The 15,808-nt window shown below is 71.7% G+C and carries 15 protein-coding genes and 1 tRNA gene; 10 read left to right on the top strand and 6 right to left on the bottom strand.

Features of this window, described 5'->3' with window-relative positions; genetic code table 11:
• Window positions 1-70: 70 nt before the first annotated feature.
• The gene (locus EV383_RS01655) at window positions 71-661 is read left to right on the top strand and encodes a putative glycolipid-binding domain-containing protein (protein WP_130288268.1); all 591 of its coding nucleotides are present in this window, start codon (window positions 71-73) and stop codon (window positions 659-661) included.
• Here the strand turns inward: EV383_RS01655 and EV383_RS01660 are convergent.
• From EV383_RS01660 to EV383_RS01670, 3 genes are all read right to left on the bottom strand, one after another.
• On the bottom strand, window positions 658-1,611 hold the full coding sequence (locus EV383_RS01660) for a prephenate dehydrogenase (RefSeq protein WP_130288269.1): 954 nt from the start codon (window positions 1,609-1,611) through the stop codon (window positions 658-660). The two genes, EV383_RS01655 and EV383_RS01660, sit on opposite strands and share 4 nt — an antisense overlap.
• A 101-nt stretch (window positions 1,612-1,712) precedes the next feature.
• Window positions 1,713-3,026, bottom strand: a complete 1,314-nt coding sequence (locus tag EV383_RS01665) for an amidase (protein ID WP_130288270.1) — start codon at window positions 3,024-3,026, stop codon at window positions 1,713-1,715.
• 26 nt (window positions 3,027-3,052) lie between these two features.
• The gene (locus EV383_RS01670; RefSeq protein WP_130288271.1) at window positions 3,053-4,282 is read right to left on the bottom strand and encodes a M20 metallopeptidase family protein; all 1,230 of its coding nucleotides are present in this window, start codon (window positions 4,280-4,282) and stop codon (window positions 3,053-3,055) included.
• Between the two features lie 79 nt (window positions 4,283-4,361).
• On the opposite strand from EV383_RS01670, the gene EV383_RS01675 reads away from it, so the two are divergent.
• The 7 genes from EV383_RS01675 (at window position 4,362) to EV383_RS01705 (ending at window position 10,581) form a co-directional block, all read left to right on the top strand.
• A complete protein-coding gene (locus EV383_RS01675) occupies window positions 4,362-4,877 on the top strand; it encodes a tRNA adenosine deaminase-associated protein (protein WP_130288272.1) in 516 nt (171 codons plus the stop codon).
• A gap of 28 nt (window positions 4,878-4,905) precedes the next feature.
• Window positions 4,906-5,385, top strand: a complete 480-nt coding sequence (locus EV383_RS01680) for a nucleoside deaminase (protein ID WP_130288273.1) — start codon at window positions 4,906-4,908, stop codon at window positions 5,383-5,385.
• Window positions 5,386-5,416: 31 nt separating this feature from the next.
• Window positions 5,417-5,504, top strand: a tRNA-Ser gene (locus tag EV383_RS01685).
• A 431-nt stretch (window positions 5,505-5,935) separates the two neighbouring features.
• The gene (locus tag EV383_RS01690; protein WP_130288274.1) at window positions 5,936-8,278 is read left to right on the top strand and encodes a molybdopterin cofactor-binding domain-containing protein; all 2,343 of its coding nucleotides are present in this window, start codon (window positions 5,936-5,938) and stop codon (window positions 8,276-8,278) included.
• A 37-nt stretch (window positions 8,279-8,315) separates the two neighbouring features.
• Window positions 8,316-8,786, top strand: a complete 471-nt coding sequence (locus EV383_RS01695) for a (2Fe-2S)-binding protein (protein ID WP_130288275.1) — start codon at window positions 8,316-8,318, stop codon at window positions 8,784-8,786.
• A gap of 108 nt (window positions 8,787-8,894) precedes the next feature.
• Window positions 8,895-9,215, top strand: a complete 321-nt coding sequence (locus EV383_RS01700; protein ID WP_130288276.1) for a hypothetical protein — start codon at window positions 8,895-8,897, stop codon at window positions 9,213-9,215.
• 118 nt (window positions 9,216-9,333) lie between these two features.
• Window positions 9,334-10,581: a benzoate/H(+) symporter BenE family transporter gene (locus EV383_RS01705; RefSeq protein WP_130288277.1), complete on the top strand. Its 1,248-nt coding sequence runs from the start codon at window positions 9,334-9,336 to the stop codon at window positions 10,579-10,581.
• 52 nt (window positions 10,582-10,633) lie between these two features.
• Here the strand turns inward: EV383_RS01705 and catA are convergent, their stop codons facing one another.
• The 3 genes from catA to EV383_RS01720 are packed head-to-tail and all read right to left on the bottom strand — an operon-like array spanning window position 10,634 to window position 13,597.
• The gene (gene catA, locus EV383_RS01710) at window positions 10,634-11,479 is read right to left on the bottom strand and encodes a catechol 1,2-dioxygenase (RefSeq protein ID WP_130288278.1); all 846 of its coding nucleotides are present in this window, start codon (window positions 11,477-11,479) and stop codon (window positions 10,634-10,636) included.
• 37 nt (window positions 11,480-11,516) lie between these two features.
• Window positions 11,517-12,620 (bottom strand): mandelate racemase/muconate lactonizing enzyme family protein, encoded by a 1,104-nt coding sequence (locus EV383_RS01715; RefSeq protein ID WP_130288279.1) that lies wholly within the window; start codon window positions 12,618-12,620, stop codon window positions 11,517-11,519.
• The gene (locus tag EV383_RS01720; RefSeq protein WP_130288280.1) at window positions 12,617-13,597 is read right to left on the bottom strand and encodes a LysR family transcriptional regulator; all 981 of its coding nucleotides are present in this window, start codon (window positions 13,595-13,597) and stop codon (window positions 12,617-12,619) included. The genes EV383_RS01715 and EV383_RS01720 overlap by 4 nt, the downstream gene beginning before the upstream one ends.
• 281 nt (window positions 13,598-13,878) lie before the next feature.
• Here EV383_RS01720 and benA point away from each other — a divergent pair, with 281 nt between their 5' ends.
• Both benA and benB read left to right on the top strand, forming a co-directional pair.
• Entirely contained in the window at window positions 13,879-15,255 is a 1,377-nt protein-coding gene (gene benA, locus EV383_RS01725; RefSeq protein WP_130288281.1) for a benzoate 1,2-dioxygenase large subunit, read from the top strand.
• Window positions 15,256-15,262: 7 nt separating this feature from the next.
• Entirely contained in the window at window positions 15,263-15,808 is a 546-nt protein-coding gene (gene benB / locus EV383_RS01730; RefSeq protein ID WP_130288282.1) for a benzoate 1,2-dioxygenase small subunit, read from the top strand.

Below are 15,808 nucleotides of genomic sequence, written 5' to 3' on the forward strand. Positions count from 1 at the left end.
ACCCGGCGTGTTGGATGGGCCTACCCGCGCCGCACCCCCGACGGCGCCCGAGGTGTGACGGCGGTGCGCGATGGCGACCATGCTGACCTGGCAGTCCGACGACGGCGTCGGCCTGGAGTCCGCACGGGTGCTGCTGAACGGCGGCGGGTTCCGCGCCGTGGGCCGGATGATCCGCGACGTCGACGGCTGCGTGTTCACCGCGTCCTACCGGCTGGCGGTGGGCGACGACGGCGCCGTGCAGCGCCTGGTCGTGGACGCGGCGTCGGCCGAGCGGGAGAAGAGCCTGACGATCAACCGCAGCGCCGACGGCGACTGGCTGGTCGACGACGGCTCCGGCAACACCCGCCTGTCCGTGGGCGGCGCGCTGGACGTGGACCTGGCGTTCAGCCCGGTCTTCAACACGATCCCGATCCGGCGCCTGGACCTGCACCGGGAGGAGTCCCAGCACACGATCCCGGTGGCGTTCGTGTCGTTGCCCGACCTGACCGTCGAGCTCGCCGAGCAGACCTACCGGACCGTCTCGGCCGGTGCCGGCGGCGCCCCGGCGGTGGTGGGGTTCTCGGCCGGGGGCTTCGCCGCGGAGATCACCGTCGACGACGACGGCCTGGTCCTCGACTACCCGGGCATCGCCCGGCGTGCGGAGCTCGCCACCCGCGCCTAGTTCTTCCAGGGCTCCACGACGTCGCCGCGACGGCCGAGCTCGCGCAGCTCGGCCAGTACCGCGTCCGGGTCGTCGCCGTCCAGCGACACCGGCAGGGCCAGAGGCTCCCGGGTCGACGCCCAGCGCTGACGGCCCTCGTAGCCGTTCGTCACCGTCGCCGCGAGCCCGCCGGTGGAGGCGAGCGAGCCGCGCATCGCGCCGAGGCGGCCGAGCGCGTCGTCGACGGCGGCGAGCAGCGCGCTGCGGTTGCCCTCGCACATCGCGAGCACCAGCTCGGGCCGGGTGCCGGCGACCCGGGTGCCGTCGGCGAACGAGCTCGCCGCGAGCGACAGCGCGAGGTCGTCGCCCTGCCCGCCCGCACCGACGGCGGACAGCACGGCGGCGAACAGGTGCGGGAGGTGCGAGATCCTCGCGACGGCCAGGTCGTGCTCGTCGGAGGCGGCCGGGACGACCCGCGCCCCGCACGCCCAGGCCAGCTCGGCGACGTCGCGCCACACGTCGAGGTCCAGCCCGTCGTCGGCCGCGACGACCCACGCCGCACCGGTGAACAGGTCCGCGTCCCCGGCGGCCCAGCCGGACTCGGCGGTGCCGGCCATCGGGTGCCCGCCGACGTAGCGGGCCTGCGGCGCGTGCTCGATCACGGCGTCGGCCACCGCGCCCTTCACGCTGATCGCGTCGGTCAGGCGGCAGTCCGGGGCGATCTCGTCGATCCGCGCCAGCACCGCGTCCAGCGCCGTCAGCGGTACCGCGACGACGACCAGCGCGTCGGTCTCGGCGGCCCGGCGCAGCGCGGCGTCGGTGTCGGTGGTGACGTCGAACCCGTCGGCGACGGCGGCCGCCGCGGTCGGCTCGGACGCGGCCGTGCCCCACGCGTCACGCCCGTCACGGACGGCGGCCCGCAGCACGGACCCGCCGATCAGACCGGTTCCCAGAACGCAGACCGCTCGCATGCCGAGCAGGGTAGTGGGGCGCTCGCCGCGACCCGCACGCACCGGAACGCGCTGCCTCGCTCCCGGCCGTCACATCGGGGAGCTCGGCGCGCGTACCGGCCTCAGACGCCTTCCACGGCGGCCGCGGCCCGCAGGATCGGGGTGACGTCGGGGCCGACGGCCGCGAGCTGCACCCCGGCCGGAAGACCGTCGGCGGGCAGGGCGACCGGGACCGACAGCGCCGGGCGGTCGGTCAGGTTGAACGGGCTGGTCAGCGCCAGCATCGACGTCCGGACGTGCGCGGACCCGCCGTCCGCGACGTCGACCTCCTCGGCGCCGATCGGGGTGGCGCGCAGCCGGGTGGTCGCGGTGAGGACGACGTCGACGCGGGCGCCGAGGTGGGCCAGCAGGTCGTCGCCGAGCCGACGGCGGGCGCGCTGCGCGGTGACGTAGGCGTGCGCGAGCGTCCCGGCCTGCGCGTCGAGACGGTCCCGGGTGGCGGGCCGGTACTCGTCACGACGGCTCTCGAACCACTCCCGGTGCGTCGCGTAGGCCTCGGCGCCGCCGATCGTCGGATACGTCGCGGCGAGCTCGGCGACGCCCGGCGTGCGGACGGCGACGACCTCGGCGCCGGCGCGGTCCAGTGCGTCGGCGGCCGCGGTGACGGCGGCGGCCAGCACCGGGTCGTGCGGGTGCCAGTACTCGTCCTCCGGAACCCCGACGCGCAGGCCGCGCACGTCGTCGCGGGCCCCGGCGCCGGTGAGTGCGTCCCAGGCGAGCCCGGCGGAGGCGACGTCGGGGGCCAGCAGCCCGACCGTGTCGAACGACGCGGACAGCGGGAACACCCCGTCGCCGGGCAGCACACCGCGGCGCGGCTTGAGCCCGACGACGCCGCACAGCGCGGCCGGGGTGCGCACGCTCGCCCCGGTGTCGGTGCCGATCGTCAGCGCCAGGTGCCCGGCCGCGAGCGTCGCCGCCGACCCGGACGAGGAGCCGCCGGTGATCCGGGTGAGGGCGTGCGGGTTGCGCGCCGGACCGGTCGCCGCGGTGTCGCCGAGAGGGCCGTAGGCGAACTCGTGGGTGTGCAGCTTGCCGACGACGACCGCCCCGGCCGCACGCAGCCGCGCCACGATCGGAGCGTCCGCGCCCGCCGGGGGCGCGTCGGCCAGGATCTGCGAGCCGCAGCGGGTGGGCAGCCCGGCCACGTCGATCAGGTCCTTGACCCCGACCGCGACGCCGTGCAGCGGACCGGTCCGCTCGCCCCGCCGCGCGGACTCCGTCAGCTCCGCCGCGCGCCGCCGGGCGCCCTCGGCGTCGAGCGTGACCACCGAGTTCGTGGTGTCGCCGGCGAGCCGTTCCAGCACGTCCTCGACGTGGTCGGACGGGGTGATCGTGCCGTCGCTCAGCGCGCGGACCAGGTCGGGGAGGGAGAACACGCCCGTACCCTCTCAGCCAGCGGTTCTCAGGCCGTCAGTGCGGCGAGAGCGAGCCCGGCGTAGACCGCGACCCCGGACGGCAGCGCGGACTCGTCGAACACGACGCGGTTGGAGTGGTTCGGCGGCGCCGTGTCGGGAGCGACCCCGGCCGGGCGGGCACCGAGGAACGCCAGCGCACCCGGCACCCGCTGCAGCACGTAGGAGAAGTCCTCGGCGCCCATGATCGGGGTCGGCATCGCCGCGCACCGCGGCTCGCCGAGGATCTTCCCGCCGACCCTGGCCACGGCCTCCGCGGCGGCGGGGTCGTTCACCGTCACCGGGTAGCCCGGCTCGATCTCGATCTCGGCGGTGCAGCCGTGGGCCAGCGCGAGGTGACGGCAGACCTGCTCGATCTCGGCGCGCAGCTGGACGCGGACCGGCTCGGACAGCGTCCGCAGTGTGCCCTCCAGCTCGGCGGTCTCCGGGATGACGTTGCCGGTGGTCCCGGCCGTGATCCGGGCGATCGTGAGCACGGCCGGGTCGTGCGGGCCGATCCGGCGGGTCAGCATCGTCTGCAGCGCGCCGACCATCGCCGCGGCCGCGGGGATGGGGTCGCACGCGTCCTGCGGCGCCGAGGCGTGCCCGCCCCGGCCGGTGACGGTGACGCGGACGACGTCGGCCGCGGCCATGATCGGGCCGGGGCGGTGGTGCAGCTCCCCGGACGGCAGCGTCGAGGAGATGTGCAGGGCGAACGCCGACTCCGGACCGCCGGCCGGGCCGTAGCGCTCCAGCAGCCCCTCCTCGATCATGTACCGCGCCCCGTGGAAGCCCTCCTCGCCGGGCTGGAACATCAGCAGCACCCGTCCGGCCAGGCGCTCGCGGTCCTCGGCGAGCAGCCGGGCGGCCGAGGCCAGCATCGCGACGTGCGTGTCGTGCCCGCAGGCGTGCATCGCGCCGTCGACCTCGGAGGCGAACTCGAGACCGGTGTCCTCCTGCAGCGGCAGCGCGTCCATGTCGCCGCGCAGCAGCACCGTCGGCCCGGGCCGGCCGCCCTCGATCACGCCGACCACGGAGGTGCACGACTCACCCAGGTGCAGCGTGATCGGCAGGTCGGCCAGGGCGTCCCGGACGGCGTCGCGGGTGGCGGGCAGGTCGAGCCCGAGCTCGGGCCGCCGGTGCAGCGTGCGGCGCAGCGCGACGGTGTGCGGCTGGATCGCCTGGGCCCGGCCCAGCAGGCCGACCGGGAGGTCGCGGACGGACGAGGGGGTGATCGCCATGCCCCGATGGTGGCAGTGTGACGGGCCATACTCGGATGTGGCGTGGACCACAATGGTCAGGGGGACGTACCGTAGGCCCGTGCCCACGCAGAGCGTCGAAGCCGCCCCCGCCAAGCGGGGCTCCGCCCTGCCCGGATTCGCGGTGGCCGCCATCCGGGAGGAGGGCCGCTGGCGGTGCGTCCGTCTCGACGCCGTCGCCCTGGAGGACCTGGACGCCGCGATCACCGCGCTGCGCGGGCTGCGCTCACAGGGGGCCGTGATCGGGCTGCTCGACGTGGACGACGAGTTCTTCGTCCTGCTCCGCCCGGGCCCCGGCGGCGTGCGCCTGCTGATCTCCGACGCGGTCGCCGCGCTGGACTACGACGTGGCCGCCGACGTGCTCGACCTGCTGCGCGTCGAGCTCCCGCCGGACGACGACGCGCTCGACGACCCGTGGCCCGAGGGCGACCTGGGCATCCTGTCCGACCTCGGCCTGCCCGCGGACGAGCTGGAGATCCTGGTCGGCGACCTGGACCTCTACCCGGACGAACAGCTCGAGTCGATCGCCCGCCGTCTCGGTTTCGCCGACTCGCTGGACGAGGCCGTCGGCCACTGAGCCGGCCGGCGCCGATCCACTCCTGCACGTGCACGCCCTCCCGGCCGACGAGGCCGCCGTCCGCCGTGCCCTGACCGTGGCGGGCGAGGCGGCCCGCACCGGCGACGTCCCGATCGGCGCGGTCGTCCTCGCCGCGGACGGCACCGAGCTCGCCGCCGCCTGCAACGCCCGCGAGGCGCTCGGCGACCCCACCGCACATGCGGAGGTGCTCGCGTTGCGCGCCGCGGCGGCCGTCGTGGGGGAGTGGCGCCTCGACGGTGTGACGCTCGCGGTGACCGTCGAGCCCTGCACGATGTGCGCCGGCGCGATCGGGCTGGCCCGGGTCGCGCGGGTGGTGTTCGGCGCCTGGGAGCCCAAGACCGGAGCGGCCGGCTCGCTGTGGGACGTGTTGCGCGACCGCCGTCTGACGCACCGTCCGGAGGTCGTGGGCGGGGTCTGCGCCGACGAGGCGGCCGCGTTGATGGAGGAGTTCTTCGCCGGACACCGCGGCACCCACCCCGGGCCGTGAGCGCGAGGAGCGGGTGGGTAACCTTGTCGGCGGTAGCGTGTCCGAGCGGCCGAAGGAGCGCGCCTCGAAAGCGCGTGAGGTGAGAGCCTCCGTGGGTTCAAATCCCACCGCTACCGCCATCCGAGCGCCGGGTCCCGATCAGGGGCCCGGCGTTCGTCGTGTGCGAGGGGTCGTCACACAGGCGATCGGGTCCAACGCTCCGCCGCCGGTCGTGGCGCCGCACTGCCCGTCCGGACCAGCGCTCTCACGCTCCGTGGACCCCGCAACACTCACCTGGACGAGTGAATCTCGTAACGAATCCCCGATCCGCACGACAGCGAGCCGAAGCGGCAAAAAATCCGCATCTGCGGGTTAGGGTGCCCTGATCGGCGAGCCGGTGAACTGCGGTTATCCGGAATTCGTCCGGATCGTGTGCGCCGATCGGTCGACGCCGGTACGTCGTCCCGTGTCGTATCCGTAGAACGGGCTATGCCGTTGGCACGTCAACAGTCCCCGGCAGGGTCCGCTCCCCCCTTCGTGATCCGCCGGGCAGTAGTTGGAGAGGACAACGATGCCCGCTCATCGCGCAGCCACCACCACGCCGCGGCCGGACCGCACCGGGGTCAGCCGTCGCCGCTTCCTCGGCTACGTGATCGCCGCCCCCACTCTCGTCGTCGCGGCGGAGATGGGTCGCGAGGCCATCATGGGCGCACCGGAGGCCTCGGCGGCCGCGGTCCCGTCGCCGCCGCTCCCGGCGGAGCTCTACGACCTGCTCGACGTCCTGCGGGACTCGGCGCGCCCCACGGCGAACCTCATCCGTATCGAGGTCAACCGGGACGGCACCGTCTCGTTCGCCCTGCCCCGTGCCGACAACGGCCAGGGCATCATCACCTCGACGCAGATGATCATCGCCGAGGAGATGAACCTCGACCCGGACCAGGTGATCGTCACCCTGGCCGACGCCCGCCCGGAGCTGGTGTTCAACCAGCTCACGGCCGGCTCGAGCACCACCTTCACCACCTTCACCCCGATCCGGGTGGCCGCCGCGCTCGCGCAGGGCCGGCTGCTCGCCGCCGCGTCCGCGCAGCTGGGGCAGGAGGTCGGTCTCCTCACCAGCCGGCAGGGCCTGATCACCGGCAACAACGGCAAGGCGCTCCCGTTCGGTGAGCTCACCGAGGCGGCGTCGAGCTCGGTCACCGAGGCCACCGACGTCGTGCTCAAGCCGCGCGAAGAGTTCACCGTCATCGGCACGCCGCGCACCAAGTCGGACGCGCGCGAGATGGTCACCGGCAAGAAGCAGTTCGCCACCGACCTGCAGATCCCGGACGCGCTGCCCACCGTCATCTGCCGCGGACCGGGACTCAACTCGGCCCTGATCAGCGTCGACAACATCGACGAGGTCCGGAACATGCCCGGCGTCACCGACGTCGAGGAGGTCCCCTCCGGCGTCGCGGTCCGCGCGAACACGTTCGGCCAGGCCATCGACGGTGTCAACGCGATCCGTGCCCAGTGGGACGGCGGCACCATCGAGGGCGAGAACGACGACTCGGTGCTGGCCAAACTGCGCCAGGGGGAGCTGCCGCTGGCCGTGCCGGCCGGTGTCGGCGACACCCTCGAGGGCGACTTCGTCTTCTACTTCCGCAGCAACTCCTCGCTCGAGACGAACTGCGCGATCGCCGACGTCCGCAGCGACGGCACCGCCGAGGTCTGGGGTCCGGCGAAGAACCCGATCGCGGCCCAGGCCGAGTGCGCGAAGAAGCTGGGCATCCCCCAGAACGCGGTCACCTTCCACGTCATCCAGGGCGGCGGGTCGTTCGGCCGCAAGCTGTTCTCCGACGCCGCCGAGGAGGCGTGCGAGGTCTCGCAGAAGATGGGCAAGCCCGTCAAGCTGATGTGGACCCGCGCCGACGACTCGCGCCAGGGCCGCACGCACCCGATGGCCACCACGCGGATCCGCGCGCTGGTCACCGGCGACTCGGTCGCGAGCTTCGAGATCCGGCACACCAGCGTCGCCACCGAGATCAACCCGGGCCTCGGCGAGGCGATCACCGCCGCCGCGACCAAGGCTCCGCTGGGGAACCTGACGGTCTCCCAGTCGATCTACGTGACCACCCAGGTGACGCCGTACAACGTCGGTGTGTCGACCAGCCTCCTCAACGAGGTCGACATGCGGTTCAACACCAGCTCGATGCGCAACATCTACTCGCCCGACACCGCGATGGCGCGCGAGCTGATGATCGACAAGATCGCCGAGAAGATGGGCAAGGACCCGTACGAGTTCCGGTCCGAGTTCACCAAGCTCACCCGCTGGCGCGACGTCGTCGACCGTGCGGCCGAAGAGGCCGACTGGGGCAAGTCGATGGAGCCCGGCACGGCCCAGGGCATCGCGATGCACGTCGAGTACAAGGGCGTCACCTGTGCGGTCGTCGAGCTCGACTGCCGGCCGGAGACGGTGAACCGGCAGATCCGCTCGGCCCGCACCGGCCCGCGCGTCACCAAGGTGACCTTCGTCGTCGACGGCGGCATCATCATCAACCCGCGCGGGTTCGAGGCGCAGATGATGGGCGGCATCAACGACGGCATCGCCAACGCGCTGACCTCGAGCCTGCGCATCGACGACGGTCACTTCGTCGAGGCGAGCTGGGACAACTACTTCTACACCCGGCAGTGGAACACCCCGCCCGAGATGAACATCGTGATCATCGAGGACTCGGAATCCCCGGAGCCCGGCGGTGCCGGCGAGGTCGGTGTCGCGGCCACCAGCGCCGCCGTGGCCTGCGCCTACGCCCGCGCCACCGGCAAGACCCCGGAGTACTTCCCGATCCTGCACAAGGAACCGCTGCCCTACGAGCCGTACCCCACGGTGCCGCCGGTCCCGCCGTCGCCCACCAACGGCCTCGACTTCGCGTCCTGACCCCCGACACGACGCGAACACCCTTTCAGGAGCCTTCATGCCCACTCAGACCTTCAAGCTCAACGGCGAGACCGTCACCGTCGACGTCGAGGACGACGTCCGGCTGCTCTGGGTCATCCGTGACCTGCTCAAGGTGACCGGCCCGAAGTACGGCTGCGGCATCAACGTCTGCAAGGCCTGCACCAGCCACATCAACGGCAAGGCGTTCAACCCCTGCTCGGTGCCGGTCGGCGCGATCCAGGACTCCGACGAGATCACCACGATCGAGGGCCTGGCCGACGGCGAGACCCTGCACCCGATGCAGGAGGCCTGGATCGAGAAGGACGTCGCGCAGTGCGGCTACTGCCAGCCGGGTCAGATCATGGCCGCGGTAGCCCTGGTGCGGAAGTGCCAGGAAGAGGGCCGCGACATCGACGACTCGATGCTCGACGAGATCCGCAACATCTGCCGGTGCGGCACCTACAACCGCATCCGTGAGGCGATCAAGGTCGGCGCCGACAACATGTGAGTGCGCCTACGGCGTGGCCCGGATGCCGGGCCACGTTAGGCCGTTAGGGTGTACGACAGGTCACTGCCCTTCGGGGCAGATCGCTCCCCAGATCCAAGGATGGATTCGATGAAGAACCCGATTCGCCGTTCGCTCATCGCCGTCGGCGCGCTCAGCGCCGTGGCCTTCCCGCTCGCCGCGGGGGTGGCCAGCGCCGACGAGGACTCCGAGCACGGCTACCCCAGCACGCAGAGCCCGACCCAGGCCGTCGACGCCGTCGTGGCGACCGTCGACACCGCGAACTTCGGGTTCATCGACTCGCTCGACACGTTCTCGCCGACCAACCGGCCCGACGGCGTCAACGGCACCGACACCGAGATCCCCCAGCCCGACCCGCGCTTCGTCGAGGGTCCGGTGGGCGGGCTGCTGCTCGACGGCCCGTTCGAATGATCGTTCTGTAGAGGGGCGGGCCGACGGGGCCGTCACATCGGACACGAGTCCGGTGTGGCGGCCCCGTCGTCGTGCGAGGGTGGTTACTGATCACCACGCCACCACCGAAAGGCCCCCCATGACGGCCGTGGACCACTCCTCCACGCGGCGGTTCGAGCGTCCGGAACGGCGGCCGCCGGGCGCCCGGCGGATCCTCGGCGACCTCGGGCCGCGGTACGCGGCGAACGGTCTGATCGGGGTCGTGTTCTCCGCGACCGGCCCCGGGGCCGTCGTCCTCGCGGTCGGTGTCCAGGGCGGGCTGTCCCCGGCGGAGATCGCCTCGTGGGTCTTCGGGGTCTTCTTCCTCAACGGCGCTCTGACCGTGCTGGCCAGCTGGGTCTACCGGCAGCCGCTGGCGTTCTTCTGGACGATCCCGGGCACCGTCCTCGTCGGCCCGGCCCTGGGGCACCTGAGCCTCGGCCAGGTCGTGGGGGCCTACCTGGCCACCGGGGTCCTGATGCTCCTGCTGGGACTGACCGGTTGGGTGCGCACGGTGATGGACGCGATCCCGATGCCGATCGTGATGGCGATGGTCGCCGGGGTGTTCCTGAGCTTCGGCACCGGGCTGGTGAAGGCGGTGGTCTCCGACGCCGCGGTCGCGGCGCCGATGGTCGTCGTGTTCGTGGTCCTCAGTGCGTGGGCCGCCGCCGGCCGGCGGGTCCCGCCGATCCTCGGCGCGCTGGTCGTGGGCGCCGTCGCCGTGGCGGTGACGGGGACCTTCCGTCTCGCCGGCGGCACGGTGTCGGCGTTCCTCGCCGCCCTGGATCTGCAGACACCGCAGTGGTCGCTGCAGGCCATGTTCGAGCTGGTGATCCCGCTGGCGATCACGGTCCTGGTGGTGCAGAACGGGCAGGGTGTCGCGGTGCTGCGCGCGGCCCGGCACGACCCGCCGGTCAACGTCGTGACCTCGCTCTGCGGGATCTGGTCGGTCCTCGCGGCGGGGGTCGGTGCCGTCTCGACGTGCCTGACCGGGCCGACCAACGCGTTGCTCACGGTCTCCGGTGAGCGTCACCGGCAGTACACGGCCGGGATCGTATGCGGGTTGCTGGCGATGGTGTTCGGCGTGTTCGCCCCGCTGTTCACCCAGCTGATGCTCGCGGCGCCGGTCGCCTTCGTCGCGACGCTGGGCGGCCTGGCGATGCTGAAGGTGCTGCAGTCCGCGTTCGTCGCCGCGTTCGGCTCGCGCCACACCTTCGGCGCACTGGTGACGTTCGTCGTGACCGTCTCCGGCATCACGGTGCTCAACATCGGCGGCCCGTTCTGGGGGCTGGTCGCCGGGATCGCGGTCTCGCGCCTGCTCGAGCGCGACGACTTCCGGACGGGCTGACGGCGAGCGGGCCCCGGTGACCACCGGAGCCCGCTCGCCGGTGCCGGGCCGGTCAGGCGGGGTCGAGCGGGAAGTCGTAGGTGACCTGCTCCCCGTTGCCCGAGTCGGCCTTCTGCGGGTGAAGCACCAGGTCCGGCTTGACGGCCTGGGCGACGTCGTCGGTGACGTAGTCGCCGCCGTCGAAGTAGAGCTGGGTGGTGATCAGCTGCTTGCCCGGGGCGCTCACCTTGAGGTGCAGGTGCGCCGGGCGCCAGGCGTGCCAGCCGGCCGCGCGGATCAGCGCGCCGCAGGCCCCGTCGTTCGGGATCTGGTACGGCGCCGGCTTCATAGTGTTGATCTTGAAGGTGCCGTCCGGGCCGGTGGTGACGCGGCCGCGCAGGTTCCACTCCGGGATGCCCGGGGCGAACTGCGAGTAGTAGCCGTCGTCGTCGGCCTGCCAGAAGTCGACGAGCCCGCCCTCGAGCGGTGCACCGGCCAGGTCGGTGATCGTGCCCTGGAACAGGAAGGGCGTGCCCTTCTCGTTCTCGCGCATCGGCAGCGTGGCCTCGCCGGTGAACTCAGGGGCGCCGGGGACGTAGTACGGGCCCTCGATGGTGCCGGTGGCACCCTCGCGGTCGGCGTTGGCGACCTCCTCGACGACGTGCTCGAGCCACACGTCGAGGAACAGCGGCCACTCCCCGTCCTCGCCGACGCGGATCATCCACGCCTTGAGGGCGTCGTACTCGTCGTAGGTCAGCTTGTGCTTGCGGACGACCTCGTGCAGCGAGGTCAGCGCGTCGGTCACGATCGCGGAAACGCGTTCGTGGTCGATCTCGCCGGCCCCGCGGACCTTGTTGCGGAACGTCTCGGTGGCCGAGGCGCCGGATCCGGCGGCCGTGGCGGTGGTCTCGGTGCTCATGTGGTGGCTCCCGTGTGTGCGAAGTGGTGGTTCGGGCTCAGGCGTCCTGGCGGTAGTGCGCGAGCTTGTCCGGGTCGATCTCGATCCCGATGCCCGGTCCGGGGCGCACGTGCATCTCGCCGCCGGTGATCTGCAGGGGTTCGGTGAGCAGGTCGTCGGACATGTCGAGGAAGTTCGACAGCTCGCCGGCCCGGCCCGACGTGGAGCGGTGCGCGGCGCCGAACACGACGCTGCAGGCGGTGCCGACCTGGCCGTCGATCTGGTTGCCCATGACGACCTCGGTGCCGAGTCCCTCGCACAGGTGCAGCACCCGCTGCGAGCCGGTGAACCCGGTCCGCGCGGTCTTGATGCTGATCATGTTCGCGGAGCCTCCGAGCAGCTCACGGGTGACCTCGCCGGGCCGGGTGGCGCTCTCGTCGGCGACGGTCGGGATCGGGGTCTGGGAGACGAGCCAGCGCCGTCCGAGGACGTCGTCGGCCGGGCAGAGCTCCTCGGACAGGGTCAGGTCCAGGTCGGCCATGGCGTGCAGCGCCCGTGCCGCCTCGGAGGGCTTCCAGCCGCGGTTGCCGTCGACGTAGAGGTCGACGTCCGGGCCCAGGGCCTCGCGCAGCGCGCGGCAGGCGCCGACGTCGAGCGAGACCGGGCGGCGGCCGACCTTCACCTTGAACGTGGTGATGCCGTAGGTGTCGCGCATCCTCTCCGCCTCGGCGACCATCTCGGCGTCCGGGGCGAACCCGACCATGTGCGACACCGACATCCGGTCGGTGTAGCCGCCGAGCAGCTGCGAGACGGGTACGTCGAGCGAGCGCCCGAGCAGGTCCCACACGGCCATGTCGACGGCCGCCTTCGCGGTCGGGTTGCCGACCGTGCGGTCCATCCGGGCAGCCATGACCTCCCGCTCGAACACGGTGAGGCCGACCAGCTCGGGGGCGAAGATCCTGTCGATCACCGCGATGATCGACTCCTGGGTCTCGCCGTAGGTGAAGGGGCGCGGCGGCGCCTCCGCGACACCGACGAGGCCGTCCTCGCCGTGCACGCGCACCAGGACGTGGTCGGCGGTGTGCACCTCGCCGCTGGCGAAGCGCAGCGGCTTGCGGTACGGCACGGCGAACGGGATCGCCTCGATCCGGACGATCTTCACGGTTCTCCTCCGAGGTCGGCGGTGGGGTCGGTGTCGGCGCTGGGTACGGGGTCGGTGCTGGCTACGGGGTCGGCGAGGTGTGCGGGCTCGGGGCGGGGGAGGGCGCCGCTCCCCTCGAGCGCGTCGATCAGGCGCAGCAGTGCGGGTGAGCGGTCCTCGGTGCGCCAGGCCAGGGCAAGCTCGACGGTCACCTCGTCGGTCAGCGGAACGTAGGTGACCCCGTCCATGCGCAGGGCGCGCACCGACTCCGGGAGCACCGCCACACCGGCGCCGGCCGCGACCAGGGTCAGCATGATCGGTGTCTGGGCGGCCTCCGCGGCCCGCTGCGGCAGGAAGCCCGCGTTGAGGCAGGCCTGGACGACGACCGAGTCGACGACCGAGCCCGGCACCCCGTAGGCGACGAACGGCTCGGCGCGCAGGTCGGCCGGCTCGACGGGTCCGACTCCGTCCAGCCGGTGCCCGGACGGCACGGCGACCACCATCCGCTCGCGCTCGACCCGCCGCACCGAGAGCTCGCGGCGCAGCAGCGGCGGCCGGAGCACCCCGATGTCGATCCGGCGCTCGACCAGGGCGTCCTCCTGGGCCGCGGTGAGCAGGCCGGGCTCGAAGCGCAACGTGACGCCCGGCATCTCCCGTGCCGCGGCCCGGGCGAGCCGGGGGAGCACGCGGTAGGCGGCGAGGTCGGTCGTGCCGACGGTCAGGACGCCGGTGTGCCCGGCGACGATGTGCTCCACACGGATGCGGGCGTCCTCGACCGAGGAGAGGATCCTCGTCGCGTCGGCGAGGAAGGCCTCTCCGGCCGGGGTCAGATCGACCCGCCGGGTGGTGCGGTCCAGCAACGTGGCTCCGACCTGTGACTCGAGCTGACGGATCGCCTGCGACAGGGGCGACTGCGCCATGTGCAGGCGCTCGGCGGCCCGGCCGAAGTGGCGGGTCCGGGCCACGGTCACGAAGTACCGGAGCTGGCGGAGTTCCATGTCGGGCCCCCTTCCGTGCCGTCGACGTCCTCGTCCCGGCATGACCGTAGGACGCCGACCTTGTCGAGCCAAGGACAATGTTCAGCTCGATTGAGCCATGTGATGTCTTAATGAGTCGGACGACGCCCAGGTCGTCGTGAACGGCACTCATACGCCGGATGTCTGGATGCACCCTGGGTCAGGACTAGGTACTTGCCTGGTGTGGCTGCCACCACACGCCTGCGAACCTTCCGTGTGACGCTGGTCCGCACCACAGGGCCGCCGCTTCGCAGGAGGAAGCCATGACCGACGTTTTCGCACATGTCGAATCCGTTCTCGACGACGCCGTCATCGACGACGCGGAGGCCGGGCTCTACCAGGCCAAGCGGGAGATCTTCACCGACGAGGAGATCTTCGAGCTCGAGATGAAGCACATCTTCGAGGGCAACTGGGTCTACCTCGCCCACGAGAGTCAGCTTCCGAACCCGGGCGACTACTTCACCACCTACATCGGCCGGCAGCCGATCATGATCACGCGCAGCAAGGACGGCTCGCTGAACTGCCTGATCAACGCGTGTGCACACCGCGGGTCGATGCTCTGCCGCCGCAAGACCGACAACCGGATGACGATCACCTGCCCGTTCCACGGGTGGACGTTCCGCAACGACGGCACGCTGCTGAAGGTCAAGGACCCCGACGACGCCGGCTACCCGGAGACGTTCGACAAGGACGGCTCGCACAACCTGACCAAGGTCGCAAGGTTCGACAGCTACCGCGGGTTCCTGTTCGGCAGCCTGAACGACGACGTGGTCCCGCTGGATGAGCACCTCGGCGACACCACCAAGGTCATCGACATGATGGTCGACCAGTCCGAGCAGGGGCTGGAGGTGCTGCGCGGCTCGTCGACCTACACCTTCGACGGCAACTGGAAGGTCCAGGTCGAGAACGGCGCCGACGGGTACCACGTCAGCGCGCTGCACTGGAACTACGCGGCGACGACCTCGCGTCGTAGCTCCGGTGAGTCGAAGAACGACACCAAGGCGCTCGACGCCGGCGGCTGGGGCAAGTCCGGCGGCGGCTACTGGTCGTACCCGAACGGGCACCTGTGCCTGTGGACCTGGGCCGCGAACCCCGAGGACCGCCCTCTCTGGAGCGAGCTGGACACGCTCAAGGAGCAGTTCGGCGACGCCAAGGGCGACTTCATGGTCCGCGGGTCCCGGAACCTGTGTCTCTACCCGAACGTCTACCTGATGGACCAGTTCTCGACGCAGATCCGGCACTTCCGCCCGATCGCGCCGGACAAGACCGAGGTCACGATCTACTGCTTCGCCCCGATCGGCGAGTCCGACGCCGCGCGGGCGCACCGGATCCGCCAGTACGAGGACTTCTTCAACGCCTCCGGCATGGCCACCCCGGACGACCTGGAGGAGTTCCGCTCCTGCCAGCTCACCTTCCGCGCCACCGCCGCGCCGTACAGCGACATGAGCCGCGGTGCCGAGCACTGGCTGACCGGCCCGGACGAGGTCGCGAAGGCCCTCGACATGGAGGGCGTCATCTCGGCCGGGCAGAAGAACGAGGACGAGGGGCTCTACCCGGTCCAGCACGGCTACTGGCTGGAGACGATGCGCGAGGCCGTGGCTGCCTCCCGCAAGCCGGCCGCGGCGAAGGCGAAGGGCTGAGGAGACCATGACCACCACGGAGAAGAAGTCCGACGCCACCGCCCAGGCGGAGCGCGGGTCGAAGCTGATCACGCAGAACGCGATCGAGCAGTTCCTCTACCGCGAGGCCCGGTACCTCGACGACCGCGAGTTCGAGAAGTGGCTCGAGTGCTACGCCGACGACGTCGTCTACTGGATGCCCTGCTGGGACGACAACGGTGAGCTCACCGAGGACCCGCAGCGCGAGATCTCGCTGATCTACTACGGCAACAAGGGCGGCCTGGAGGACCGGGTCTTCCGGATCCGCACCGAGCGCTCGTCGGCCACCTCGCTACCGGAACCGCGGACCAGCCACAACATCTCCAACGTCGAGGTGATCGAGCGCCGCGGCGACCTGGTCGACATCCGGTTCAACTGGCACACGATGTACTTCCGCTACAAGACGGTGGACCCGTACTACGGCACGTCGTTCTACACGATCGACTTCTCCGGCGAGGCCCCGCTGATCCGGCGCAAGACCGTGGTGCTCAAGAACGACTACATCCACCACGTCGTGGACATCTACCACTTCTGA

It is taken from the genome of Pseudonocardia sediminis (assembly GCF_004217185.1).
GTDB classification, from domain to species: domain Bacteria; phylum Actinomycetota; class Actinomycetes; order Mycobacteriales; family Pseudonocardiaceae; genus Pseudonocardia; species Pseudonocardia sediminis.